This window comes from Pseudomonas fluorescens (assembly GCF_019212185.1).
GTDB lineage: Bacteria > Pseudomonadota > Gammaproteobacteria > Pseudomonadales > Pseudomonadaceae > Aquipseudomonas.
On sequence record NZ_CP078138.1, the window covers coordinates 1,625,493 to 1,651,685 of the forward strand.

General features: G+C 60.8%; 23 protein-coding genes. 14 read left to right on the top strand and 9 right to left on the bottom strand.

The genetic code is table 11. The features are described 5' to 3' along the window. The first annotated feature begins 25 nt into the window (after nucleotides 1–25). Entirely contained in the window at nucleotides 26–187 is a 162-nt protein-coding gene (locus KW062_RS07100) for a hypothetical protein (protein ID WP_008074569.1), read from the top strand. A 142-nt stretch (nucleotides 188–329) separates the two neighbouring features. Further along, on the top strand, nucleotides 330–440 hold the full coding sequence (ccoM, locus tag KW062_RS29110) for a cytochrome c oxidase subunit CcoM (RefSeq protein ID WP_027621159.1): 111 nt from the start codon (nucleotides 330–332) through the stop codon (nucleotides 438–440). A 150-nt stretch (nucleotides 441–590) separates the two neighbouring features. Here the strand turns inward: ccoM and KW062_RS07105 are convergent, their stop codons facing one another. Both KW062_RS07105 and KW062_RS07110 read right to left on the bottom strand, forming a co-directional pair. Next, nucleotides 591–2,066: an inorganic phosphate transporter gene (locus tag KW062_RS07105; RefSeq protein WP_027621160.1), complete on the bottom strand. Its 1,476-nt coding sequence runs from the start codon at nucleotides 2,064–2,066 to the stop codon at nucleotides 591–593. Between the two features lie 362 nt (nucleotides 2,067–2,428). Next, on the bottom strand, nucleotides 2,429–2,629 hold the full coding sequence (locus KW062_RS07110) for a hypothetical protein (RefSeq protein WP_027621161.1): 201 nt from the start codon (nucleotides 2,627–2,629) through the stop codon (nucleotides 2,429–2,431). A gap of 640 nt (nucleotides 2,630–3,269) precedes the next feature. Here KW062_RS07110 and pcaR point away from each other — a divergent pair. The 9 genes from pcaR (at nucleotide 3,270) to pcaC (ending at nucleotide 12,871) form a co-directional block, all read left to right on the top strand. Beyond that, nucleotides 3,270–4,112 carry a pca regulon transcriptional regulator PcaR gene (pcaR, locus tag KW062_RS07115; RefSeq protein ID WP_027621162.1) on the top strand — a complete coding sequence of 281 codons (843 nt, stop codon included), beginning with the start codon at nucleotides 3,270–3,272 and terminating at the stop codon, nucleotides 4,110–4,112. A 275-nt stretch (nucleotides 4,113–4,387) separates the two neighbouring features. Further along, a complete protein-coding gene (locus tag KW062_RS07120) occupies nucleotides 4,388–5,734 on the top strand; it encodes an MFS transporter (RefSeq protein ID WP_027621163.1) in 1,347 nt (448 codons plus the stop codon). A gap of 169 nt (nucleotides 5,735–5,903) precedes the next feature. Beyond that, nucleotides 5,904–6,761, top strand: a complete 858-nt coding sequence (locus KW062_RS07125; protein WP_027621164.1) for a CoA transferase subunit A — start codon at nucleotides 5,904–5,906, stop codon at nucleotides 6,759–6,761. Next, nucleotides 6,758–7,540, top strand: a complete 783-nt coding sequence (locus KW062_RS07130; protein ID WP_177327298.1) for a CoA-transferase subunit beta — start codon at nucleotides 6,758–6,760, stop codon at nucleotides 7,538–7,540. The genes KW062_RS07125 and KW062_RS07130 overlap by 4 nt, the downstream gene beginning before the upstream one ends. Continuing rightward, nucleotides 7,537–8,742 carry a 3-oxoadipyl-CoA thiolase gene (pcaF, locus tag KW062_RS07135; protein WP_177327297.1) on the top strand — a complete coding sequence of 402 codons (1,206 nt, stop codon included), beginning with the start codon at nucleotides 7,537–7,539 and terminating at the stop codon, nucleotides 8,740–8,742. Before KW062_RS07130 ends, pcaF begins: the two co-directional genes overlap by 4 nt. Nucleotides 8,743–8,958: 216 nt before the next feature. Beyond that, nucleotides 8,959–10,254: an MFS family transporter gene (locus KW062_RS07140; protein ID WP_027621167.1), complete on the top strand. Its 1,296-nt coding sequence runs from the start codon at nucleotides 8,959–8,961 to the stop codon at nucleotides 10,252–10,254. A 48-nt stretch (nucleotides 10,255–10,302) separates the two neighbouring features. Continuing rightward, entirely contained in the window at nucleotides 10,303–11,664 is a 1,362-nt protein-coding gene (locus KW062_RS07145) for a 3-carboxy-cis,cis-muconate cycloisomerase (RefSeq protein WP_105755658.1), read from the top strand. A 12-nt stretch (nucleotides 11,665–11,676) separates the two neighbouring features. Next, nucleotides 11,677–12,468 carry a 3-oxoadipate enol-lactonase gene (gene pcaD, locus KW062_RS07150; protein ID WP_105755657.1) on the top strand — a complete coding sequence of 264 codons (792 nt, stop codon included), beginning with the start codon at nucleotides 11,677–11,679 and terminating at the stop codon, nucleotides 12,466–12,468. 10 nt (nucleotides 12,469–12,478) lie between these two features. Continuing rightward, a complete protein-coding gene (pcaC, locus tag KW062_RS07155) occupies nucleotides 12,479–12,871 on the top strand; it encodes a 4-carboxymuconolactone decarboxylase (protein WP_027621170.1) in 393 nt (130 codons plus the stop codon). Nucleotides 12,872–12,874: 3 nt separating this feature from the next. On the opposite strand, the gene KW062_RS07160 is transcribed toward pcaC, so the two are convergent. Beyond that, complete coding sequence (locus KW062_RS07160) at nucleotides 12,875–13,771, bottom strand: polysaccharide deacetylase family protein (RefSeq protein ID WP_027621171.1); 897 nt, start codon at nucleotides 13,769–13,771, stop codon at nucleotides 12,875–12,877. Nucleotides 13,772–13,919: 148 nt separating this feature from the next. Next, complete coding sequence (locus KW062_RS07165) at nucleotides 13,920–15,179, bottom strand: OprD family porin (protein ID WP_027621172.1); 1,260 nt, start codon at nucleotides 15,177–15,179, stop codon at nucleotides 13,920–13,922. 339 nt (nucleotides 15,180–15,518) lie between these two features. Here KW062_RS07165 and KW062_RS07170 point away from each other — a divergent pair, with 339 nt between their 5' ends. Together KW062_RS07170 and KW062_RS07175 are read left to right on the top strand one after the other, a co-directional pair. Then, nucleotides 15,519–16,895: a pyridoxal-phosphate dependent enzyme gene (locus KW062_RS07170; protein ID WP_027621173.1), complete on the top strand. Its 1,377-nt coding sequence runs from the start codon at nucleotides 15,519–15,521 to the stop codon at nucleotides 16,893–16,895. After that, nucleotides 16,892–18,070 carry a trans-sulfuration enzyme family protein gene (locus KW062_RS07175; RefSeq protein ID WP_105755656.1) on the top strand — a complete coding sequence of 393 codons (1,179 nt, stop codon included), beginning with the start codon at nucleotides 16,892–16,894 and terminating at the stop codon, nucleotides 18,068–18,070. The genes KW062_RS07170 and KW062_RS07175 overlap by 4 nt, the downstream gene beginning before the upstream one ends. Nucleotides 18,071–18,148: 78 nt before the next feature. Here KW062_RS07175 and adeC read toward each other — a convergent pair whose 3' ends face one another. Genes adeC through emhA form a run of 3 tightly spaced genes read right to left on the bottom strand, consistent with a single transcriptional unit; the run spans nucleotide 18,149 to nucleotide 23,931 of the window. Then, nucleotides 18,149–19,609, bottom strand: a complete 1,461-nt coding sequence (gene adeC, locus KW062_RS07180; RefSeq protein WP_027621175.1) for an AdeC/AdeK/OprM family multidrug efflux complex outer membrane factor — start codon at nucleotides 19,607–19,609, stop codon at nucleotides 18,149–18,151. Then, nucleotides 19,606–22,770, bottom strand: a complete 3,165-nt coding sequence (gene emhB, locus KW062_RS07185; protein WP_105755655.1) for an efflux RND transporter permease subunit EmhB — start codon at nucleotides 22,768–22,770, stop codon at nucleotides 19,606–19,608. Before emhB ends, adeC begins: the two co-directional genes overlap by 4 nt. Nucleotides 22,771–22,773: 3 nt before the next feature. Next, a complete protein-coding gene (gene emhA / locus KW062_RS07190) occupies nucleotides 22,774–23,931 on the bottom strand; it encodes an efflux RND transporter periplasmic adaptor subunit EmhA (protein WP_027621177.1) in 1,158 nt (385 codons plus the stop codon). Nucleotides 23,932–24,197: 266 nt separating this feature from the next. Here emhA and emhR point away from each other — a divergent pair, with 266 nt between their 5' ends. Beyond that, complete coding sequence (gene emhR, locus KW062_RS07195; RefSeq protein WP_027621178.1) at nucleotides 24,198–24,830, top strand: efflux system transcriptional repressor EmhR; 633 nt, start codon at nucleotides 24,198–24,200, stop codon at nucleotides 24,828–24,830. 214 nt (nucleotides 24,831–25,044) lie between these two features. Here emhR and KW062_RS07200 read toward each other — a convergent pair whose 3' ends face one another. Further along, nucleotides 25,045–25,482, bottom strand: coding sequence for a hypothetical protein (locus KW062_RS07200; protein ID WP_146118244.1), 438 nt, complete (start codon nucleotides 25,480–25,482; stop codon nucleotides 25,045–25,047). Between the two features lie 91 nt (nucleotides 25,483–25,573). Continuing rightward, on the bottom strand, nucleotides 25,574–26,095 hold the full coding sequence (locus KW062_RS07205) for a hypothetical protein (protein WP_105755653.1): 522 nt from the start codon (nucleotides 26,093–26,095) through the stop codon (nucleotides 25,574–25,576). Between the last annotated feature and the right edge of the window lie 98 nt (nucleotides 26,096–26,193).

The window sequence follows — 26,193 nt, forward strand, 5'->3', positions numbered from 1 at the left end:
GAATCTGGAAGAAGCCAACTGCGCCATGAGCCAAGACGACAAGCTGATCGACCTCAATGCCGAGCGCGCCAAGCGCGTGCATGACCTTAATGAAAAACGCCTGAACGAAGTGCGCCAGGCATTCGAGCAGGCCATGCCCTTGGGCAAGGCGAAGAAAAAGCCGAAAAATAAACCGAAGAAGCGTTGAACCCCCATATTTGTTGATATACGTCAGTTATTTCCCTTCCTTTACGCCCTGTCTTGGGCGCTATTGATCCCGGTCAATTTTCTCCTGCGTCCGATTGGTTAACTTAGGCCCATCGCAACGAAGCAAGCACAGGAGGCCAGTCATGTTTTTCGACAATGTGGTGATCGCCGGAGTGCTGACTGTCAGCCTCATGATTCTGTTTTTCGCTGGGTTTGGATTCTTTATCTGGAGAGACTCGCACAAGCGCAAGTAGTCGCAGGTCTTTCCGGAAACACGAGCACGCAAGGCATTTTGGGCAACTTCGGTTGCCCTTTTTTTGCCTGCGATTCGAGATTGGCAATAACCGAGCATAAAAAAAGGCGCGACCTGCGATGAGGGCGCGCCTTTTTTATTCGGCGGGGAATCAGCTGCCCAGTGCCTTCGACGCCAGCCAGAACAGGCCGGCCGACAAGGCCACGGTCGCTGGCAGGGTCAGGACCCAGGCCATCAGGATGGTTTTCACTGTGCCGCCTTGCAGGCCGCTCTTGTTGGCGACCATGGTCCCGGCAACACCCGAGGACAATACGTGAGTGGTCGATACCGGCAGGCTGAATACGTTGGCCAGGCCGATCATGCTCGCGGCGGTGATCTGTGCCGACATGCCCTGGGCGTAGGTCATGCCTTGTTTGCCGATCTTCTCGCCGATGGTCAGAACCACACGCTTCCAGCCCACCATGGTGCCCAGGCCAAGTGCCAGGGCAACCGCCAGGATTACCCAGAACGGTGCGTATTCGGTGGTGGCAGTCAGGTCTTTGCGCAGCTTGTCGAGGTCGGCCTTTTCACGGGCGTCCAGGCCAGGCAGCTTGCCGACTTTCTTCGCGGTGTCATCCAGGCAGAGCAGGTAGCGACGGACTTCGATGCGGCTTTCATGGGGCAGCGAATGGTAGTCGGCAACCCCTTTGAGGGTGCTCAGCAGCGCGGCGATGGTTGGTTCAGTCTGTTGCGGGTTGCAACGGAACTTCTCCGGCAGGTCGTCCTTCACGCCTTTACCCAGCGCCAGGAACTCACCCAAGGTGGCCTCGTTGCGCTGGTAGAACTGGTTCAAATGCAAGGTTGCATCACGAGTGCGTTCGATCTGGTAGGTGGTGCTGTTCAGGTCGAGTACGAACTGCGCCGGCACGATACCGATCAGCACCAGCATGATCAGGCCGATGCCCTTCTGGCCGTCGTTGGAACCGTGGACGAAGCTCACGGCCATTGCCGAGATCACCAGAACCAGGCGGTTCCAGAACGGTGGGTGCTTCTTGTCGTCGATCTTGCGGCGCTGGTCCGGGGTCTTGTGCATCTTGGACAGTGGGCGCCACCATTTCAGGCCAAGCAGCACCAGCGCGGCAACGGCGAAGCCGGCCATTGGCGAGACCACCAGCGAGGCGCCGATGTCCACCGCCTTCTGCCAGTTGACCCCGTCAACCAGTGGAATGTCGTTGATCAGGGCGTTCGCCAGGCCCACACCCAGGATCGAGCCGATCAGGGTATGGGAGCTGGAAGCCGGGATACCGAAGTACCAGGTCCCCAGGTTCCAGGTAATGGCCGCAGCCAGGAGCGAGAACACCATGGCCAGGCCGTGGCCGGTGTTTACGTTGATCAACAGTTCTACCGGCAGCAAGTGCACGATGGCATACGCCACGCCCACGCCGCCCAGCAACACGCCAAGGAAGTTGAATACACCGGAAAAGAACACCGCCAGGTGGGGCGGCATGGCTTTGGTGTAAATAACGGTGGCAACCGCGTTAGCGGTGTCATGAAAGCCGTTGATGAACTCGAAGGCGAGGACAAAGGCCAGGGCGAGCAAGAGGCTCACAAGCACCCAAGCATCCAGTCCGCTGAATAAATCGATCATGAAGGTTTTCTGACCCGGTCATAAGGGGGCGCGATTATGCCAGAAAAGATGGTTAATCGATGCACTCGGTTGTCGCCGATGTGGCGATTTGACCATTTAGTTTGTAACAAGACCCTAAGCCCGAGCGTTTGCGTAGGTGTTTCAACTGATTGATTTTACTGGTATTTATCTTGTGTCGAGGAAATGCAGCGGCCTCGCAGACCTGCGATCAAAGCTGTATGAAATTTCTGAAATGAGCGCTGGAAAAGCCCTATTAGCCCATTACCGTCAGCCACGGCAAAGCTCGCCCGCACCCCGGGTATTGGCATGAGGTCACGCGTTACATTGCGTGTTCCAGGCAGCAGCAAACCCAGGTCGCGACGCTAGGGGGCGTCGGCCTTGAGTTCTTTTTCCATCTTCTGCAGTTCCTGGCTGAACGCCTGATCCTGAACCGTGGCGCGTTTTCGCCATGGCTTGCGCTCAGGTTCCGGCTGTGCGGCATAAGTGGTGACTTCGCCGCCGTAGACTTCCTTGTAACGTTGTTCCTGGCGCTCAAGTTCGGCGCGCAGTTCGTCTTTCGTCACGGTATTACCTAATTGAAATTGAATTGAACTCTGGTGAAACGCATAACTCGGGCTCTGTCGTATGCATGCACGCTCATGGCTGTCTTCCGAAGAAGCCGTGGTTTCATGAGAACGTCAAGCTGACAGCATCCTGGTTACAGGCGGCCACAGCACCAGAGAAGAATCACCGATGTAGCATCAGTCTTCTTGTTTCCTGCAAGTGCTTGGGGCGGGCATTGGGGATGCGCGTCAAGCGCTTGCGGGTGAGTAACGGGTAGCGAAGTACCGCTTCACCGCAGAGTGATCACTTACCTGCAGTATAGGAAAGTGGAGGTATCACTGTAGGTATTATAGCGTCCAATCTGGTAATGACTATCACCCCCGCAAAGCAAAAATGTCCGAGGCTGTTAAAAATGGTGGTGCTTCGTAACGTTTCAAGTGCATGTACTTATCTGGCAGCAATAGAAGTTTGACGTCATTGTGCAGTCGCGTTTTTTGCACGGTTGTACTCGCTGGGGTTGGATTAAAAAACAAGTGAGATCTGACGGATTGCGATTATCGGTTAATCGTTCGATAATCGCCCAAAGTCACTGTCCACGACTTGTGCACAAGATCGCGGGCAGCTTGTAATAGCCGATGAACTTCGGGGGACCCACCTGTAATGAACGATCAAATGCGTAACTCCTTTACCTCGGCAGCCCCCCCAATCGTTGCTTCGCCGGCCAAGCGGATCCAGGCGCTGACCGGTGATCCTGACTTCATGACCTCTCTGGCCCGCGGCCTGGCAGTGGTGCAAGCGTTTCAGGAGCGTAAGCGTCACCTGACCATCGCCCAGATCAGCCATCGCACGGAGATTCCGCGCGCGGCAGTGCGCCGCTGCCTGCATACGCTGATCAAATTGGGCTATGCCACCACCGACGGGCGCACCTATTCGCTGCTGCCCAAAGTGCTGACCCTCGGTCACGCCTACTTGTCGTCCACGCCATTGGCGGTCTCGGCGCAGCCCTATCTGGATCGCATGAGCGAGCAACTGCACGAGGCCTGCAACATGGCCACCCTGGAAGGTAACGACATTCTGTACATCGCCCGGTCGGCGACTACCCAGCGCCTGATTTCGGTCGACCTTTCCGTAGGTGGACGCCTGCCGGCCTATTGCACGTCCATGGGCCGCATCCTCCTGGCGGCGCTGGACGATGCGTCGTTGCGCGAGTACCTCGACAGCGCCGATCTGCAGGCCAAGACCAGCCGCACCCTGCATACGCCAGAAGCCTTACTTGAATGCCTGCAGGAGGTTCGCCAGCAGGGCTGGTGCGTCGTTGATCAGGAGCTTGAGCAGGGCCTGCGCTCTATTGCCGTTCCGGTGTACGACGCGTCGGGCCAGGTGCTTGCTGCACTGAACATCAGCACCCACGCCGGGCGCGTCAGTCGCAATGAACTGGAGCAGCGGTTTCTGCCGGGGTTGCTGAGTGCCAGCCGTGAGCTCAGCGCCCAGTTGTTCGCTTAACGTGTTCGATAAACGCACAGACTCGCGTTTGCTCGATTGACGCTCTTTCCCTCGCCTTATTAATGTCGCGGCAGCGTTTTCCGGTGTGTACGGCCCTCGCGGCCAGCACCGGTGGAGCACCCGATAATAATGAAGAGGCATCCCATCATGCGCCCGTCCCTGGCCTGTCGTTGTATCGCGCCCCGGAGCGCCTGACTCCGCAAATACCCCTTTGTTGAATGGCCTGGCCTGTGCCGGCCGGCGTTCGCCTGCGTTTTCAGTGTGGAATAAAAATAATGAATCAGCCTCAATCCTCTGTGGGTAACTGCCTTGACGTGCAGTCCTTCATCAATGCTCAGCCGATCTCGCGCTACCAGTGGCGCGTGGTCATCCTGTGTTTTCTGATTGTCTTCCTCGATGGCCTGGACACGGCGGCGATGGGTTTTATTGCCCCCGCTCTGTCTCAGGATTGGGGGATCGACCGTGCCAGCCTGGGGCCGGTGATGAGCGCCGCACTGATTGGCATGGTCTTCGGCGCCCTGGGTTCCGGGCCGTTGGCTGACCGTTTCGGGCGCAAGGTGGTGTTGGTGGGGGCGGTCCTGTTGTTCGGCGCCTTCAGCCTGGCATCTGCCTATAGCACCAACGTCGAGCAACTGTTGGTGTTGCGCTTCCTCACCGGCCTTGGCCTGGGCGCCGGCATGCCCAACGCAACCACCTTGTTGTCGGAATACACCCCGGAGCGCAAGAAGTCGCTGCTGGTGACCAGCATGTTCTGTGGCTTCAACCTGGGCATGGCTGGCGGCGGATTTATCTCGGCCAAATTGATCCCGGCGTTCGGCTGGCACAGCCTGTTGCTGATCGGCGGCATCCTGCCGTTATTGCTGGTAGTGGTATTGGTGTTCTGGTTGCCGGAGTCGGCGCGTTACCTGGTGGTGCGCAATCGCGGCACCGACAGGGTGCGCAAGGCACTGACGCCGATTGACCCGGTGACCGTGAGCCAGGCGGCGAGCTTCAGTGTGCCCGAGCAAAAGAGCGTCAAGGCGCGCAACGTGTTCGCGGTGATTTTCTCCGGCACCTACAGCACCGGCACGCTGTTGCTGTGGCTGACGTACTTCATGGGGCTGGTGATTGTTTACCTGCTGACCAGTTGGCTGCCGACCCTGATGCGCGACAGTGGCGCGAGCATGGAGCAGGCGGCGTTCATTGGCGCGCTGTTTCAACTGGGCGGAGTGCTCAGCGCGGTCGCGGTGGGTTGGGCAATGGACCGGTACAACCCGCACAAGGTCATCGGCACCTTCTATCTATTGGCCGGGGTATTTGCCTACGCGGTAGGGCAGAGCCTGGGCAACATCACCTTGCTGGCGACCCTGGTGCTGGTCGCAGGGATGTGTGTGAACGGCGCGCAATCGGCCATGCCTTCGCTGGCGGCACGTTTTTACCCTACCCAGGGACGCGCAACGGGCGTTTCCTGGATGCTCGGAATCGGCCGCTTTGGCGCAATCCTCGGTGCCTGGATGGGGGCGACTCTGCTTGGCCTGGGCTGGAACTTCGAGCAGGTGCTGACGGCGCTGGTCATTCCTGCTGCGCTGGCCACCACGGCGGTGATTATCAAGGGGTTGGTCAGTCACGCAGACGCGACCTGAGTGCTTCGAACGGATCGTTAGGCTAACAACAATCTGTTCGATAAACGAACACTTAGTCGATTATCGGATTGTTTGACGATTTGGCGCGGCTTAATCTTCAGGCAATCCGGCGGCGCTGATCGCGCCATGTCCTCCACATCGGTTTACTAAGAATCGGGAGTCCAACCCCATGGCAGAAATCCTTTCGCTGCAAGCTGCAGTGAAGCAATTCGTGAATGACGGCGACACTATCGCCCTCGAAGGCTTCACTCATTTGATTCCGACCGCTGCGGGTCATGAAATCATCCGTCAGGGCAAAAAAGACCTGACTCTGGTGCGCATGACTCCCGACTTAGTCTACGACCAGTTGATCGGTGCCGGTTGCGCGCGCAAATTGATTTTCTCCTGGGGCGGCAACCCGGGCGTGGGCTCGCTGCATCGCCTGCGCGATGCGGTCGAGAAGCAGTGGCCGCATGCTTTGGAAATCGAAGAGCATAGCCACGCCGACCTGGCCAACGCCTACGTTGCCGGCGCCTCTGGCCTGCCGTTCGCGGTGCTGCGTGCCTACGCCGGTTCTGATCTGCCCAAGGTCAACCCGCTGATCAAGAGCGTGACCTGCCCGTTCACCGGTGAAGTGCTGGCGGCGGTGCCGTCGGTGCGTCCGGACGTGACCGTGATCCACGCGCAGAAGGCCGACCGCAAGGGCAACGTGCTGCTCTGGGGCATCCTTGGTGTGCAAAAGGAAGCGGCTTTGGCGGCCAAGCGTTGCATCGTCACGGTGGAAGAGATTGTCGACGACCTGAACGCACCGATGAACGCCTGCGTACTGCCAACCTGGGCCCTGACTGCGGTGTGCCATGTGCCTGGCGGCGCGCACCCGTCCTACGCCCACGGCTACACCGAGCGTGACAACCGTTTCTACCAGGCGTGGGACCCGATTGCCCGCGACCGTGAGACCTTCACCGCGTGGATCAACGAATACATCCACGGTACTGCCGATTTCAGTGAATTCCAGGCCAAGCTGGCTCGTGCTTCGGAGGCCAAATAATGACGTACTCCACCAATGAAATGATGACCGTTGCCGCCGCCCGCCGCCTGAAGAACGGTTCGGTGTGCTTTGTCGGCATCGGCTTGCCATCGAAAGCGGCCAACCTCGCGCGACTGACCTCTTCGCCAGACGTCGTACTGATTTACGAGTCGGGCCCGATCGGCGCCAAGCCAAGCGTCCTGCCGCTGTCCATCGGTGACGGCGAGTTGGCGGAAACCGCTGATACTGTGGTGCCGACTGGCGAGATCTTCCGCTATTGGCTGCAGGGCGGGCGCATCGACGTTGGTTTCCTCGGCGCCGCGCAGGTTGACCGTTTCGGCAACATCAACACCACAGTGGTCGGTGACTATCACCAGCCAAAAGTCCGTCTGCCAGGCGCGGGCGGGGCACCGGAGATCGCCGGTTCGGCGAAAAGCGTGCTGATCATTCTCAAGCAGTCGGCGCGCTCGTTTGTCGACAAGCTGGACTTCATTACCTCAGTCGGCCACGGCGAAGGCGGCGATTCGCGTAAACGCCTGGGGCTGCCAGGTGCCGGTCCGGTGGGGATCATCACCGACCTGTGCATCATGGAGCCGGAAGCCGGCACCCACGAGTTCGTGGTCACCGCACTGCACCCGGGCGTGACCCGCGAGCAAGTGGTTGCCGCTACGGGCTGGCCAGTGCGCTTCGCCGATCAGGTGGAGTTCACCGCCGAGCCGACCGAGGCAGAGCTGCTTGCCTTGCGCGATCTGGAAGCGCGCACCGCTGCCGCCCACGGCCAGGCACCGGGAGAAGCATGATGCGTGACGTTTATATCTGCGATGCAATTCGTACTCCGATCGGCCGCTTTGGCGGTGGCCTTTCGGCGGTGCGTGCCGACGACCTGGCGGCTGTGCCGATCAAGGCCCTGATCGAGCGCAACCCGGGCGTCGACTGGACTGCCGTGGACGAAGTGTTCCTCGGCTGCGCCAACCAGGCTGGCGAAGACAACCGTAACGTGGCACGCATGGCGCTGTTGTTGGCCGGTCTGCCGGAGAGCATTCCCGGGGTGACCCTCAACCGCCTGTGCGCTTCCGGCATGGATGCGATTGGCACGGCGTTCCGCGCCATTGCCAGCGGTGAAATGGAACTGGCGATTGCCGGCGGCGTCGAGTCGATGTCCCGTGCACCGTTCGTGATGGGTAAGGCCGACGCAGCGTTCTCGCGCAACATGAAGCTGGAAGACACCACCATTGGCTGGCGTTTCATCAACCCGTTGATGAAAGCCCAGTACGGGGTCGATGCGATGCCGCAGACCGCCGACAACGTCGCCGATGATTACGCGGTATCGCGCGCCGACCAGGACGCCTTTGCCCTGCGCAGCCAGCAACGTACTGCAGCGGCGCAAGCGGCTGGCTTCTTCGCCGAGGAAATTGTCCCGGTGCGCATCGCCCACAAAAAAGGCGAAAGCGTGGTGGAGCAGGACGAGCATCCGCGTGCCGACACCAGCCTGGAAACCCTGAGCAAACTCAAACCGGTCAACGGCCCGGACAAGACCGTCACCGCTGGCAACGCCTCGGGCGTTAACGACGGGGCTGCGGCATTGATCCTGGCCTCCGCCGAGGCGGTGAAGAAGCACGGTCTGACCGCTCGCGCGAAAGTGCTGGGCATGGCCAGCGCCGGCGTTGCTCCACGTGTCATGGGCATTGGCCCGGTGCCGGCAGTGCGCAAGCTGGTGGAACGCCTGGGTGTGTCGGTCAATGATTTCGACGTGATCGAACTCAACGAAGCCTTCGCCAGCCAGGGCCTCGCGGTGTTGCGCGAACTCGGCCTGGCGGACGACGCGCCACAGGTCAACCCGAACGGCGGCGCCATTGCCCTCGGGCACCCGCTGGGCATGAGTGGTGCACGTTTGGTGCTGACTGCCTTGCACCAACTGGAGAAAACCGGTGGCCGTAAGGGCCTGGCGACCATGTGTGTAGGTGTAGGCCAAGGCCTGGCACTGGCGATCGAAAGGGTTTAATCCACACCCTCCATCACCTGTAGGAGCGAGCTTGCTCGCGAAGAACGTCAACGATAACGCACGTTATCTGAGGCAACGCGGCGAATTCTTCGCGGGCAAGCCCGCTCCCACAGGGGGCCGCCTCCCACAGTGAGCAGCGTCGCCTACAGGTTTCTGCGGAACGGGACTGTTGCAAAGTGTGTCTAGACTCTCACTGTCCCCATCGAGTGAATAACCATGACATCAATCACCAGCCACTACACCGCTGAAGAGCGTGGCAAGAGGATCTTCGCAATTGTCGGGGCATCTTCCGGCAATCTCGTCGAATGGTTCGACTTCTATGTATACGCCTTCTGCGCGATCTACTTCGCCCCAGCCTTCTTTCCCTCCGACGATCCGACCGTGCAATTGGTCAACACCGCTGGTGTGTTTGCCGCCGGATTTTTGATGCGACCCATTGGTGGCTGGCTGTTCGGCCGGGTGGCCGACAAGCACGGGCGCAAGAATTCGATGATGATTTCGGTGCTGATGATGTGCGCCGGATCATTGCTGATTGCCTGCCTGCCGACCTACAAGGACATTGGCGTCTGGGCGCCGATCCTGCTGCTGGTGGCCCGTCTGTTCCAGGGCCTGTCGGTGGGTGGCGAGTACGGCACCACCGCGACCTACATGAGTGAGGTAGCACTCAAGGGCCAGCGCGGCTTCTTCGCCTCGTTCCAGTACGTGACGCTGATCGGCGGGCAACTGCTGGCAGTGTTGCTGGTGGTGATCCTGCAACAGTTCCTCTCCGAAGATGAACTGCGTGCCTGGGGTTGGAGGATTCCGTTTGTCGTCGGCGCGATAGCGGCGGTGATTTCGCTATTGCTGCGTCGTTCGTTGAAAGAAACCACCAGCAAGGAAATGCGTGAAGACAAAGACGCCGGCAGCATTCGTGCGCTGTTTCGTGATCACAAGGCGGCGTTCATTACCGTGCTGGGTTACACCGCCGGTGGCTCGTTGATTTTCTATACCTTCACTACTTACATGCAGAAGTACCTGGTGAACACCGCCGGGATGCACGCCAAGACGGCCAGTTACATCATGACCGGCGCGCTGTTTCTGTATATGTGCATGCAACCGTTCTTCGGCATGCTGGCCGACAAGATCGGGCGACGTAACTCGATGCTCTGGTTCGGTGCCCTCGGTACGCTGTGCACGGTGCCGATCCTGCTGAGCCTGAAATCGGTCACCAGTCCGTTCCTGGCCTTCGTGCTGATTACCCTGGCGCTGGCAATCGTGAGTTTTTACACCTCGATCAGCGGTCTGGTAAAAGCCGAGATGTTCCCGCCGCAGGTGCGCGCCCTGGGTGTCGGCCTGGCTTACGCGGTGGCCAACGCGGTATTCGGCGGTTCGGCGGAATATGTGGCGCTGAGCCTGAAATCGGTGGGGATGGAAAACTCCTTCTACTGGTACGTGACGGTGATGATGGCTGTCGCCTTCCTGTTCAGCTTGCGTTTGCCCAAGCAAGCGGCGTATCTGCATCACGACCTTTGACCCTTCGGCGCGCGCCTGCTTCGGGCGCGCGCCCTTCAAGGAAGCCTTATGCAACGTCCGAGCAACCAATTGTTCGATGCTTATTTCACCGCGCGGACCATGCGTGACGTATTCAGTGACCAGGGCCGAGTCCAGGCCATGCTCGACTTCGAGGCCGCTCTGGCGCGGGCCGAGGCGAGCATAGGGCTGGTCCCGACGACTGCGGTGGCGCCGATTGCCGCCGCCTGCCAGGCCGGACACTACGACTTTGCCGCCCTCGGCGAGGCGATTGCCACTGCCGGCAATTCCGCCATTCCGCTCGTCAAGGCGCTGGGCAAGCAGATTGCCCTGCAAGACCCGGAGGCCGAGCGCTATGTGCACCTGGGCGCTACCAGCCAGGATGCAATGGACAGTGGCCTGGTCCTGCAACTGCGCGATGCGCTCGAATTGATTGAAGCTGACCTGGCTCGCTTGGCCGACGCCTTGGCGCAGCAAGCGCAACGGCATATCGCCACACCACTGGCCGGACGCACCTGGCTGCAGCACGCGACACCGGTCACCCTGGGCATGAAAATCGCCGGCTGGCTGGGCGCGCTGACCCGCACCCGCCAGCGCTTGCAGGCACTCAAGCCGCGCTTGCTGGTCCTGCAGTTCGGCGGTGCCAGCGGCACCCTGGCGGCATTGGGCGAGCAGGCCATGCCGATCGCCGAAGCCTTGGCGCAGGAGTTGGATTTGGGGTTGCCGGATCAACCCTGGCACACCCAGCGTGATCGCCTGGTGGAGTTCGGCGCGGTGCTTGGCCTGCTGGCCGGCAGCCTGGGCAAACTGGGGCGTGATATCAGCCTGTTGATGCAGACCGAAGCGGGGGAGGTCTTCGAACCTTCTGCGCCGGGCAAGGGCGGCTCTTCGACCATGCCGCACAAGCGCAATCCGGTTGGCGCGGCAGTGCTGATCAGCGCTGCGACTCGAGTGCCAGGCCTGGTGTCGACGCTGTTCAGCGCCATGCCCCAGGAGCACGAACGCAGCCTCGGGCTGTGGCACGCCGAGTGGGAGACCCTGCCGGAAATCTGCTGCCTGGTGTCCGGTGCCTTGCAACAGGCGCTGGCGATTGCCCAAGGACTGGAAGTCGACGCCGAACGTATGGCACGCAATCTCGACCTGACCCAGGGCCTGGTGCTCGCCGAAGCCGTCAGCATCGTGCTGGCCCAGTGCATCGGTCGCGACCGCGCCCATCACCTGCTGGAAACCTGCTGCAAGCGCGCGGTGGCCGAACAGCGGCATCTGCGTGCAGTCCTCGGCGATGAGCCGCAGGTCACCGGCGAGTTGTCCGTGACTGAACTTGATCAACTGATGGACCCCGCGCACTACCTCGGCCAGGCCCAGACCTGGGTCGAACGCGCGCTGGCCGAACACCTGACCCTGACTGTCTGAAGGAGAATCTCTGTGGCATTCGTACAACTCGCCGACGGCGAACTGCACTACCAAATTGAGGGTCCGCAAGACGCTCCGGTGCTGGTGCTGTCCAACTCCCTGGGCACCGACCTGCACATGTGGGACGCCCAGATCCCGGCGTTCGCCGAGCATTTTCGGGTGCTGCGTTTCGATACCCGTGGCCACGGTCGCTCGCTGGTGACTCAGGGGCCCTACAGCATCGAGCAACTGGGCCGCGACGTGCTGGCCCTGCTGGATGCCCTGCACATCGAGCGCGCGCATTTTTGCGGGCTGTCCATGGGCGGCCTGATCGGCCAGTGGCTGGGCATCAATGCCGGTGAGCGCTTGCACTCGCTGGTGGTGTGCAACACCTCAGCGAAAATCGGCGAACCGGCCACCTGGGATCCACGCATCGAAATGGTCCTGCGTGATGGCGCGGCGGCCATGGTTGCCCTGCGCGACGCCTCGATTGCCCGCTGGTTCACGGCGGATTTTGCCGAGGCCCATCCGGCGACGGCGAAACAGATCACCGACATGCTTGCCGCTACCTCGCCACAGGGCTATGCCGCCAACTGCGCAGCGGTGCGCGATGCCGATTACCGTGAGCAGCTGGGTGCAATCAAGGTCCCGACCCTGGTCATCGCCGGCAGCGACGACGCCGTGACGCCACCTTCCGGCAGTCACTTCATCCAGGAGCGGGTCGCGGGCGCCGAGTATGCCGAGTTCTACGCCGCGCACTTGTCCAACGTGCAGGCCGGCGATGCTTTCAGCCAGCGTGTGCTGACCTTCCTGTTGGCCCACTGAGGAGCGACCCGTGGACGAGAAACAACGTTATGACGAAGGCATGCAGGTGCGTCGCGCGGTGCTCGGCGACGCTCATGTCGACCGCAGCCTGGACAGCCTGACCGAGTTCAACTCGGAGTTTCAGGAGATGATCACCCGTCACGCCTGGGGCGATATCTGGACCCGCCCTGGCTTGCCGCGGCATACCCGCAGCCTGATCACCATCGCCATGCTGATCGGCATGAACCGCAACGAAGAGTTGAAGCTGCACCTGCGGGCGGCGGCCAACAATGGCGTGACCCGGGCCGAGATCAAGGAAGTGCTGATGCAGAGCGCGATCTATTGCGGCATTCCGGCGGCCAATGCGACCTTCCACCTGGCCGCGTCGGTGTGGGATGAGTTAGGCGTCGAGTCCCGCGAGTAGGACCTAGTCTTTGTGGCCCCAGATCCAGTTCCACAGCCCCGGTAAACGCACCGGATCGCCAGCCTCATGCAGCGTGCGCGCCATGGCCGCACGCTGCAGCGCCGCCGAGTCCTGATAGAACGGCTGGGGTGCCAGCGGCACGTGGGTTTCGTGAGCGCTGTCGAGGAGGATCTGCAGGTATTCCTGCATATGCCGGGCGGTGTAGCGATTCAGATCGTGGAAGGTCACCACCACCGGAATCACCCCATCGACCGCGGGTAATTCGCCCTTGGCGATGCGCTCGCGGGTTTCCGATAACTGCCTGAGCAGATTGGCCCGCCGCCGCGGACTGGCGGTGATGCCCCAGACCTTGCCGTCATTGGCACTCAAATCCGTCAATAACACATGCAGGCCATGCCGTTGATAGGCGGCAAAGGTGCGCTTGTCGTAACTCCAGAATGGTGGTCGTACCAGGGTCGGTGCCGTGCCGGTGATCGCCTGGATATCGGCGGTGCCCCAGCTGAGGGACTGCTCCAGTTCCTGCGGGTCCAGCGAACGATGATTGGTGTGCCACGGGGTGGCGGTGTGGAACGCCAGGATATGCCCGGCCGCGTGCTCACGAACCATGGTCTTGCGCCCGCGCTCACTGCCGCCGGCCCTTGGGGCTCGGGTCTGGACAAAGAACACGGCTTTGATCCCGGGCTGGATCGGGTTGTTCGCCAGCGCCTCCATCACCGCACGACTCGGATTGGCCCAGCCGGAGGCGCTGGGGCCGTCGTCAAAAGTCAGCAGAAAACGAATCGGCGGCGAGGCTTGCAGGGCTTGTTCAGTCTGCGGGCTCAGGGCAATCGGTGGGCCGATGCAACCGCCCAGTCCGAGGGACAGGGCGAGCACAGCGATAACGGCAAGAATCGGCTTCATGGTAGTAGGGCGACCGGCGATCAATCAGCGGAAATGACACCTGTTGGCGTGCAGTGATGTTCCGCACGCCAAGGCCAGTGTTCCGGGGAGTGCCCATAGGAACGTCAAGCCGCTGAAGGGTTCAGCAGGTCACGGCGATTATATCGGCTCAGAGCAGGTTGAGCGGATAGCTGACGATCAAGCGGTTTTCGTCGAACTCGTTGCTGCTGTAGTCGCGGCGGATGCTCGAGTTGCGCCACTTCAGGTTGAGGTTTTTCAGGGCGCCGCTCTGCACGGTGTAGCCTAATTCGCTTTCGCGCCCCCATTCCTTACCATCGCTGACGGTGGCGGTGTGCACGTTGTCGCCGCTGATGTAGCGGTTCATCAGGGTCAGGCCGGGCACGCCGAGCGCGGCGAAATTGTAGTCATGGCGCAGTTGCCAGGATTTTTCCCGGGCGTTGTCATAGCTTGAGTTATAGCTGTCGTTGGCCAGGGTTCCGCCGCTGGTGCCGTTGACGCGCATCCAGGCGTTGTCGCCGGTGAGTTTCTGCAGGCCGACGTAGAAGGTGTTACCGCCGTATTTGGCCGAGAACAAGCCTGACCAGGTCTTGTTGTCCAGCTCGCCGGCCCGGGCGCTGCCGTCATCCTTGCCGTAGAAAAAGCCGAGGTTGGCGCCGAGGGTCCAGTCGCCCAGTGGCTGGCTGTGGGTCAGATTGACGAATTGCTGGCTGTAGATGTCCTTGAGCTCGGCATTCCACAGCGCAACCTGTGTGCGTTTGTCGTTGAAGCTGTACTCGGCGCCCTGAAAGTTGAAGCGGTCGGAGGTGACCGTCGCCCTGCCGGTCATCGACAGGTCGCTCATGCTGCTGTCGTCACGCGGGCTGTTGGCGCGCATTTGTCCGCCGTAGAGGGTCAGGCCACTGATTTCCCGAGAGGTGATCTGCCCGCCACGGAACGTCTGCGGCAGCGAGCGGCCGTCGTCCGAACGCAGGATCGGCAGCACCGGCATCCATTCGCCGACCTTCAACTCGGTCTGTGACAGACGAGCCTTGAACGCGACGTTAGTGCGCCCGAAGTTGTCCGCCGGACGACCGTCATGGTCCAGCGGCAACAGTTGGGTGCCGCCGGTGCCCTTGCCGCCGTCCAGCTTCACCGAGTACAACCCCAACACGTCCATGCCAAAGCCGACAGTGCCTTGGGTGAAGCCGGATTTGGCATCGAGAATGAAACTCTGCGTCCATTCCTCAGCCTTGCCCTGGGGTTTATCCGGGTTGGTGAAGTTGCGGTTGATGTAGAAGTTGCGCAGATTCAGGTTGGCGCTGGCGCCGTCGATAAACCCCGACTCCTCGGCGTAGGCGGGCAAGGCTGCGGCGAACAGGGCGGCGGCGATCAGGCTGGGGGCGAAGTACTGCGCAGTGAAAGGTGTCATGGGCTGGGGACTCTCTAATTCTTGGAGATGAAACGGGCCAACGCCGCGACGCAAAGGTTGCGGACAAAGGGTATTCAAGAGGGCAAAACGATCTGTATCAGCCGGACGGGGCAGGGCGCGGGGACATGGCTTGGAACCTGTTGTTATTGGTGTTGTTTGGCGAATGGTGGGGCGAATGTACTAAATGGTTCAATCTGCGAAAGCGGGTTTTGGGCGATGATCGAACGGTAATCCCGCTGCTACCGATGAGCCGGGCACGGTTGCAGGTCCCGCGTTCGCGGCCTATGGTCGATGCGAGGTTGCAGTCCTTCCTGTGCTGATCCCCCGTGAGGTACCGACATGCCGAACGACTCCCGTCCTGCCGTACTCGAACTAATCGGTAATACGCCACTGGTGCGTGTCAGCCGCTTCGATACCGGGCCCTGCACGCTGTTTCTCAAACTCGAATCGCAGAATCCCGGGGGCTCGATCAAGGACCGCATCGGCCTGGCCATGATCGACGCCGCCGAGCGCGACGGGCGCTTGCGCCCTGGGGGAACCATTATTGAAGCGACGGCCGGGAACACCGGCCTGGGCCTGGCGCTGGTCGGGCGGGCGAAAGGCTACCGGGTGGTGCTGGTGGTGCCGGACAAGATGTCCACCGAGAAAGTCCTGCACCTGAAGGCGATGGGCGCCGAAGTGCACATCACCCGCTCCGACGTCGGCAAGGGCCATCCCGAGTACTACCAGGATGTCGCCGCGCGCCTGGCGCAGGAGATTCCCCGGGCGTTCTTCGCCGATCAGTTCAACAACCCCGCCAACCCGCTGGCCCACGAATGCAGCACCGCGCCGGAGATCTGGGCGCAGACCCAGCATGATCTGGACGCTATTGTCGTTGGCGTCGGCTCGGCCGGCACCCTGACTGGGCTGACCCGATTCTTTCGTCGGGTGCAGCCTGACCTGGCGATGGTGCTGGCCGATCCGGTCGGCTCGGTGATGGCCGAGTACAGCCGCAGCGGCACCCTTGGCACCCCTGGGGCCTGGGCGGTGGAAGGCATAGGCGAGGACTTCATTCCCTCGATCGCCGACCTCTCCAGCGTGCGCCAGGCCTACTCGATCAGCGACGAAGAAAGTTTCGATCACGCCCGGCAGTTGCTGCGCGCCGAAGGCATTCTCGGCGGTTCATCGACGGGGACATTGCTGGCGGCGGCATTGCGCTACTGCCGCGAGCAAACCGAGCCGAAGCGGGTGGTCAGCTTCGTCTGTGATACCGGCACGCGCTATCTGTCCAAGGTCTACAACGACCAGTGGATGACCGATCAGGGCCTGCTGCAACGCAAGAGCTACGGAGACTTGAGGGATCTGATCGCTCGGCGTTTCGAGGATGGCCGGGTGATCAGCGTCGGGCCGGACGACACCTTGCTGACCGCCTTCCAGCGCATGCGTTTGGCCGATGTCTCGCAGTTGCCGGTGTTGGTGGATGGCCAGCGCCTGGTCGGGGTGATCGACGAGTCCGATATTTTGCTCGGCGTGCATCAGGACGCCGCGCACCTGCGCCTGACCGTCGCCTCGGCCATGACCGACCAACTGCATACCCTGCCGGCCAGCACCTCGTTGGCCGAATTGCAGGCAGAACTCGACCGTGGCCTGGTGGCGATCATCGCCGATGGCCCGGTGTTCCATGGCCTGATTACCCGCGTCGATCTGCTCAATCATCTACGGAGATCCCTGACATGAGTGACCACGAGAACCCCCCGGTGCCACAGGAGTTTGCCACCCGGGTGATCCACGCCGGGCAGGTTCCGGACCCGTCCACCGGAGCACTGATGCCGCCGATCTACGCCAACTCGACCTATCTGCAACAAAGCCCCGGGGTGCATCAAGGCCTGGATTACGGGCGCTCCCACAACCCGACGCGTTTTGCTCTGGAGCGTTGTGTGGCCGACCTTGAAGGCGGCACCCGGGCCTTTGCCTTTGCCTCTGGGCTGGCGACCATTTCCACCGTGCTCGAGCTGCTCGACAGCGGCGCGCACATTGTCTCCGGCAACGACCTCTACGGCGGGACCTTCCGCCTGTTCGACAAGGTCCGCCAGCGCAGCGCCGGGCATCGCTTCAGCTTCGTCGACCTGACTGACCTGTCGGCATTTGAAGCGGCATTGCAGGACGACACGCGGATGGTCATGGTGGAAACCCCAAGTAACCCGCTGTTGCGCCTGACTGACCTGAGCGCCATCGCCCGTATTTGCCGCCAGCGCGGCATCCTCTGTGTCGCCGACAACACCTTCGCCAGCCCCTGGGTGCAGCGGCCGCTGGAGCTGGGTTTTGACATCGTCCTGCATTCCACCACCAAGTACCTCAACGGCCACTCCGACGTGATTGGCGGGATCGCCGTGGTCGGACAAAACCCCGAGCTGGCGGAGCGCCTGGGGTTCCTGCAAAACGCCGTGGGCGCGATTGCCGGGCCGTTCGATGCGTTTCTGACCCTTCGCGGAGTCAAGACCCTGGCGCTACGCATGGAACGCCACTGCAGCAATGCGCTGGACCTGGCGCAGTGGCTGGAGCGTCAGCCGCAAGTGGCGCGAGTCTATTACCCAGGCTTGCCGTCCCATCCGCAGCATGCCTTGGCGCAACGGCAGATGCGCGGATTCGGCGGGATGATTTCCCTGGACCTGAACAGCGACCTGGCCGGTGCCCGGCGCTTCCTCGAAGCGGTGCAGATCTTTGCCCTGGCCGAGAGCCTGGGCGGGGTGGAAAGCCTGATCGAGCACCCGGCAATCATGACCCACGCCAGCATTCCGGTCGCCACCCGGGCGCAAATCGGCATTGGCGATGCACTGGTGCGCCTATCGGTGGGCGTGGAGGGTATCGAAGACCTGCGCGCCGATCTGGCCCAGGCGCTGGCGCAGATCTGACAGGCAGTTTCAGACCGGCATAAAAAAACCGGAATCCATGGCGGATTCCGGTTTTCATGAGGCTCAAGGGTCTGGCAATCAGAACATCTTGAGCTGCGGTGCGTCTTTGCTCACCGGCTCGTTCTGCGCGGTTTGCGCATTCCAGCCGCCACCCAGGGCCTTGTACAGGTTCACTTCGCTGACCAGTTGCGACAGGCGATCAGTGATCAGCGATTGTTGCGAGCTGAACAGCTGACGCTGGGCGTCGAGGAAGGTCAGGTTGCTGTCGACGCCAATGCGGTAGCGACGCTCGGCCAGACGGTAGTAGGTCTGGTTGGCGTCCACCAAGTCACGCTGGGCCTGCAACTGCTGGTTGAAGGTCTGGCGTGCCGCGAGGCCGTCGGAGACTTCCTGGAAGGCAGTCTGAATCGACTTCTCGTACTGCGCGACGGTGATGTCTTTCTGGATTTTCGAATAGTCCAGGCTGGCACTCAACGCACCGGCGTTGAAGATCGGCAGGTTGATCTGTGGCTGGAACAACCAGGTTCCGGAACCGCCCTTGAACAGGCCCGAAAGGTCCGGGCTCAAGGTGCCGGCATTGGCGGTCAGGCTGATGCTTGGGAAGAACGCAGCCCGGGCGGCGCCGATGTTGGCATTGGCGGCCTTGAGGTTATGTTCGGCGGCGAGGATGTCCGGGCGTCGTTGCAACAGGTCCGACGGCAGGCCGGCCGGCACTTCGCTGAGCAGGTCGTCGGCCAGCGGCCGGGCGGCGGTCAGATTGCTCGGCACACCGGTGCCGAGCAGCAGCGTCAGGCCGTTTTCGTCCTGGGCGACCTGGCGGGTGTACTTGGCCAGTTGCACCTTGGCGTTTTCCACCGAAGTGCGCGACTGACTCAGGTCCAGCGCCGAGGCCACGCCGACTTCGTTGCTACGCGCGGTGAGGCGGTAGCTTTCTTCGAAGGTGGCGAGGGTGTCCTGGGTCACCTTCAGCAGTTCCTTGTCGGCCTGCCACGTCAGGTAAGCATTGGCGACGTTGGCCACCAGGCTGATCTGCGTGCTGCGGCGGGCTTCTTCGGAGGCGAAGTAGGTCTGCAACGCCTGTTCGTTGAGGCTGCGAACGCGACCGAAGAGGTCGAGCTCGTAGGCGCTGACACCCAGGGTCGCCGAGTACGAGCTGCTGATGCTCGACTCGCCAGTCTGCGACGCGTCAGCCGGCAGGCGTTGGCGACTGCCGCTGCCGTTGGCTGACACTGCCGGGAACAGGTCGGCGCGGGAAATGCGGTATTGGGCCGCATAGGCGTCGATGTTCAGGGCGGCGACACGCAGGTCACGGTTATTTTCCAGTGCGACCTGGATCAGCTGTTGCAGCGCCGGATCATGGAAAAACTGCTTCCAGCCTTGTTCCGCCGCGGCCTGGCTGGCCGCTTCGGCCGGCGTATAGGCCGGACCTTGCGGGTACTGCCCGGCCACCGGGGTTTCGGGCTGCTGATACTCGGGGATCAGCGAGCAGCCACCGAGCACGAACGCGGCGATGGCTAGGGAGAGTAGTGACTTGCTCATTGGCCAGCCTCTTTAGGAGTTTCAGTTGCGCCATCCTGGTCAGCTTTTTTGCGCTGCCCCATAGACGACACGGTGACAAAGAACAGTGGGACCCAGAAGATCGCCAGTACGGTGGCGGTGATCATACCGCCGATCACCCCGGTACCGATGGCATGCTGGCTACCCGAACCTGCGCCGGTGGAAATGGCCAACGGAACCACACCCAGGACGAATGCCAACGAGGTCATGATGATCGGGCGCAAACGCATCCGGCAGGCTTCGATGGCCGCATCCGTGAGACTGCGTCCCTGTTCATGCAGCTCCTTGGCAAATTCGACAATCAGAATGGCGTTTTTCGCCGCCAACCCGATGGTTGTCAACAAACCTACCTGGAAGTACACGTCGTTGGACAAGCCGCGCAAGCTGGTCGCCAGCAGGGCACCGATGATCCCCAGCGGCACCACCAACATCACCGCGATCGGAATCGACCAGCTTTCGTACAGCGCCGCCAGACACAGGAACACCATCAGCAGCGACAAGGCGTACAGCGCTGGCGCCTGGGAACCGGACAGACGTTCCTCGTAGGACAAACCGGTCCAGGAGATACCGACACCGGCCGGCAGCTTCTTCGCCAGCGCCTCGACTTCGGCCATGGCTTCACCGGTGGAGTAGCCCGGGGCCGGGGCACCAAGGATTTCCATCGCTTCCACGCCGTTGTAGCGCGCCAGTTTCGGCGAGCCGTAGATCCAGGTGCCCTTGGCGAAGGCCGAGAACGGCACCATGGTTCCCTGGCTGTTGCGCACGTACCACTTCTTCAGGTCTTCCGGGGTCATCCGCGAGCCAGGCTGACCCTGGATGTAGACCTTTTTCACCCGACCACGGTCGATGAAGTCGTTGACGTAGCTACTGCCCAGGGCAATCGACAGGGTGTTGTTGATTTCGGTCAGCGTGACGCCCAGGGCGCTGGCTTTCTCGTCATCGATTTCCAGTTGGTATTGCGGTTCGTCGTTCAGGCCGTTCGGACGCACCTGCGACAGCACCTTGCTCTGCGCGGCCATGCCGAGGAACTGGTTGCGCGCTTCCATCAGCTTGTCGTGACCGATACCGGCGCGGTCCTGCAGAAACACGTCGAAACCGGTGGCGTTACCCAATTCCAGTACGGCCGGCGGGGCGAACGCAAACACCATCGCATCGCGGAAGGTGAAGAAGTGCTGTTGGGCACGGGCCGCGACCTTGAACACGCTGTTGTCGGCGTTACGCTCGTCCCATGGCTTGAGCATGATGAACGCCATACCCGAACTCTGGCCACGACCGGCAAAGTTGAAGCCGTTGACGGTAAACACCGAGGCCACCGCATCGCCTTCACCGCCATCCTTGTTCGGACGCAGCAGGAACTCGCGCATTTCGTCCACGACCACCTGGGTCCGTGCGGCGCTGGAACCGGCTGGCGTCTGCACCTGAGCGAACAGAACGCCCTGGTCTTCTTCCGGCAGGAACGCCGTTGGGATGCGGGTGAACAGCCAGATCATGCCGACCACGATGATCAGGTAGGCCAGCAGGTACGGCGCTTTATGCTTGAGGATGCTGCCGACGCCGCGCTCATAGCGGCGCACACCGTTGTCGAAGTTACGGTTGAACCAGCCGAAGAAGCCGCGCTTCGGTACGCCGTGCTCGCCATGGGGAATGGCCTTGAGCATGGTGGCGCAGAGCGCCGGGGTGAAGATCAGTGCGACCAATACCGACAGGGCCATGGCCGACACGATGGTGATCGAGAACTGCTTGTAGATCACACCGGTGGAGCCGCTGAAGAACGCCATCGGCAACAGAACGGCGGACAGCACCAGGGCAATACCGACCAACGCGCCCTGGATCTGGCCCATGGACTTCTTGGTCGCTTCCTTGGGTGACAGGCCTTCTTCGCTCATCACCCGTTCGACGTTTTCCACCACGACGATGGCGTCGTCCACCAGCAAGCCGATGGCCAGGACCATACCGAACATGGTCAGGGTGTTGATGCTGAAACCGAACGCGGCAAGGATACCGAAGGTCCCCAGCAGTACCACGGGCACGGTCATCGTGGTGATGACGGTGGCGCGGAAGTTCTGCAGGAACAGGAACATCACCAGGAACACCAGCACGATCGCTTCGACCAGGGTCTCAACCACACCCTTGATCGACTCGGTCACCACTGGGGTGGTGTCGTACGGGAACACCACTTCCATGCCTTCAGGGAAGAATGGCTTGAGGCTTTCGATGGTTGTGCGCAGGGCCTTGGCGGTGTCGAGGGCGTTGGCACCGGTGGCCAGTTTCACAGCCAGGCCGGACGCCGGCGCACCGTTGAACTGGGCGTTGATGCTGTAGTTCTCGCCACCGAGGGCAACGTCGGCGACGTCTTTCAGGCGAACCTGGGAACCGTCCTTGTTGACCTTGAGCAGGATTTCATTGAACTGCTCTGCGGTCTGCAGGCGGGTCTTGCCGATGATGGTGGCGTTGAGCTGAGTGCCAGGCAGCGCTGGCAAGCCGCCGAGCTGGCCGGACGAGACCTGGACGTTCTGCGCCGCCACGGCGGTTTTCACGTCGACCGGGGTCAGGTTGTAGTTGTTCAGCTTGGCCGGGTCGAGCCAGATACGCATGGCGTACTGCGCACCGAAGACCTGGAAGTCACCGACACCGGCGGTCCGCGAGATCGGGTCCTGCATGTTGGACACGATGTAGTTGGACAGGTCGTCCTTGGTCATGCTGCCGTCACGCGACACCACGCCGATCACCAGCAGGAAGTTCTTCACTGCCTTGGTCACGCGGATACCTTGTTGCTGCACTTCCTGCGGCAACAGCGGGGTGGCCAGGTTCAGCTTGTTCTGGACCTGGACCTGCGCGGTGTCGGAGTTAGTGCCTTGCTCGAAGGTGGCGGTGATGGTCATGGTGCCGTCGGAGTTACTTTCCGAAGACACATAACGCAGGTTGTCGATACCGTTGAGCTGCTGCTCGATCACTTGCACCACGGTGTCCTGCACGGTTTGTGCAGAGGCGCCTGGGTAGGTCACGGAGATGGCGATCGCCGGTGGGGCGATGCTCGGGTATTGGTTGATCGGCAACTTGAGGATCGATAGAGCCCCGACCAGCATGATCACCAGGGCAATTACCCAGGCGAAAATCGGACGGTCGATAAAGAATTTCGACATGGTTTACTCCCCTTTGCCGCCCGCAGCTTTGTCTGTTGCCTGTGCAGGGGCCGGGTTTTTCACGGATACGTTGGTCGCTTCGCTGACTTTCACTTCAACGCCGGGTTTAACGTACTGCAGGCCTTCGGTAATCAGGCGGTCGCCGGCCTTGAGGCCGTCTTCGATCAGCCATTGGCTGCCGACGGTGCGGCTGGCCTTGAGTTGGCGCAGTTCGACCTTATTGTCCGGGCCCACCACCAGAGCGGTCGGGCTGCCCTTGAGGTCACGGGTCACGCCTTGTTGTGGGGCGAGAATCGCGGCGCTGTTCACACCCGCTTGCAGTTGGGCGTGAACGAACATGCCCGGCAGCAGGGTGTGGTCAGGGTTGGGGAACACGGCGCGCAGGGTCACCGAGCCGGTGGTCTGGTCAACCGAGACTTCGGAGAACTCCAGCTTGCCCTGTTGCTTGTACTGGCTGCCGTCTTCGAGGGTCAGCTTGACCATCGCCGCGTTGTCGCCGGCTTTTTGCAGGCGACCGCTTTCCAGTTCGCGGCGCAGCTCAAGCAGCTCGACCGAGGACTGGGTCACGTCGACATAGATCGGGTCCAGTTGCTGGATCACTGCCATGGCTTCGGTCTGGCCATTGTTCACCAGTGCACCTTCGGTGACGGTGGAACGACCGATGCGCCCAGTCAGTGGAGCCAGGACCTTGGTGTAACGCAGGTTGATCTGTGCGGTTTGCAGGGACGCTTCGGACTGCAGGCGGTTAGCCATGGCCGTGTCGTATTCCTGACGGCTGACCGCCTGTTCGTCGACCAGTTGCTTGTAGCGATCGGAGATCGATTTGGTCGATTGCAGGTTGGCCTGGGCACTGTTCAGCGTGGCTTGGTACACCGATGGATCGATCTGGTAGAGCTGCTGGCCTTCCTTGACGTCGCCGCCTTCCTTGAACAGGCGCTTGAGAATGATGCCGTTGACCTGTGGACGAACTTCGGCGATGCGATAGGCCGTGGTGCGGCCTGGCAGTTCGGAAGTCAGGGTAAAGGCTTGTGGTTGGAGGGTAACGACGCCGACCTGAGGGGCTTGTGCGACGGGAGCCGCCTCTTCCTTTTTACATCCGCTGAGCAGCGATGCCAGGGCGACGGCAGTGACCAGAGCGGTAACAGCTGGCTTGAATTGCATGAAGATCCTCGGGTCAGGCGCGCTCGATGCGCACTAGAAAAGTGGAAAGGTAAAAAATCAGTGCTGAGTGGATAAGTAGCTTGCTAAGGAATATACTTACGTTCATGGTTGTTTGTAAATACCTTGAAGGCGGCTCAATCCTTTCAGCCGCAGTGTTTCAAGGTGTGAATTGTAGGCTGGGGAGCAGGCCCGAAAGAGGTCTCCCCACATTTGTTCAGATGCTGTTCAGGCATCGCCGAAGGATCCCTGATTGAGGTTTTACTGCCATGGTTCGTCGCACCAAAGAGGAAGCTCAAGAAACCCGTAGCCAGATTCTCGAAGCCGCAGAGCAAGCCTTTTACGAACGGGGCGTGGCGCGCACGACGCTGGCCGATATCGCGACCCTCGCCGGGGTGACGCGTGGCGCGATCTATTGGCATTTCAGCAACAAGGCCGATCTGGTCCAGGCCATGCTGGACAGCCTGCGTGAGCCACTGGATGAGATGGCGCGCGCCAGCGAGAGTGAAGAGGAAGAAGATCCCCTGGGCTGCATGCGCAAGCTGCTGATTCATTTGTTTCATCAAGTTGCCCTGGACCCGAAGACCCGTCGCATCAATGAAATTCTGTTTCACAAGTGCGAATTCACTGATGAAATGTGTGATCTGCGCGAGCAACGGCGCACGGTTAGCACGGACTGCAACCTGCGGATCGGGCTGGCGCTGCGTAATGCGGTCAATCGTGGACAACTGCCGGAAAACCTCGACACCGCCCGCGCTGCGATAACCATTCACGCATACATTGATGGCATCCTCTATCAATGGTTACTCGCTCCCGAGAGCTTTGCGCTGCATCAGGAGGCCGAGCGTTGGGTCGACAGCGGCCTGGACATGCTTCGCCTGAGTCCCAGCCTGCGTAATTGAGTCAGGTTGTGTCAATAACGAAAGGGGCTTCAGTCCCTGATCGAGGCACCTTTTCGCGATGGGGTGCTTTTATATACGGACACCCGTCGCCTTGATACATGGCGAACTACGTATTTTGTAGGGAATTTGTGTCGAGGATGTGAATGGGCGTGCCTGTACCAGAGGCACGCCGCGGCGATGGCTGTCTGCCCGGGTTGCCCCTGGCGACAGGTTGCTACTTGTTGATGCTCAGTTCAACGGCGTAGCTGAAAGGCGGTCTTGTCAGCTTTTTGGTCGTGACCCCCTGGCACCTGTATTTCCCGCTTCCTGACGATTCCACGGCGGTTTGCCAGACAGGTTTATAGTCAGGCGCCAGAACGCCGTAGCCTACCGGTGCCTCCATTCTGGTTTTCAATCGGCAACGCTGACCATGGGCTTCAAACTCCAGATCGAGGGTCACCGGTTCGACTTTGTTGCGGCGCGGTTGCCAATTCGGGGAGTCGAGCGTGAAAGGTCGGCTGTATGGAATATCGATGATTTCGTAGGTGCCAGGTCCGACATTGAACGTGATCAAGGGGCCATTGAGTGCAACTTCAAGTCCAGTGATGCTTTTCAATTTCATCGTGCCAAAAGTGTTGTTAACGACTTTAACGCTGATCACTGTGTTGCTCATGCTGTGCGCGTTGAATGAGCACAGTAATAACAGGGCGCACGTACTGATGCTGAGTGTCTTCATTTTTATTTTGCTCTCGGTGAGTTACCGCTCATTCGAAACTGAATTCGATGGCCATGCTGTAAGGGTATGACTGCTTCACTTGCAGGATTTCGGTAGAACAGTCAGCGGCCTCGCTGCCCGTTGATTTGCCATAGCCTGACCAATGGGGCACCCGCTCAATGTCACCCTCTTCGTCTTTCAGACTGACTTCGATCGTGGCGGTGAACTGGCATTGCTTGTTGCCTGAGACATAGGAGAACGTCTCGGTCAGTACCGTCGGTTTGGCGAGCCCGATAGAGCTGAAGTAGTTGGGGAAGTCTGCGGCAAACTCGGTCGTGCCTTTGACGGGCACATCGAAGTCAGTGAGCGGGTAGGGTGCATTGCTCATCTTTTTGGATGGCGTCGCAACACTCATTTTTTGTGGGGTAAGGTTTTTGATGTAGGAGTGGATCGTGGTGGTGTCCAGATCCTCTGACAATGAAATTGCCGGGTAACTGTCTGCAGCGCAATAACTGCTGATGGCCAGGCTGAGTGTCAATCCACTTGCGAATTGCTTGATAAAAGTTGGCATCGGCTTAAATCCATTTAAGTTGATGTTTGTTGGGCGGCAGATAATTCTTGATGGATCGGAAGGGTTAATCAACGCGTATGGGTAAAGGAGTTATTAGC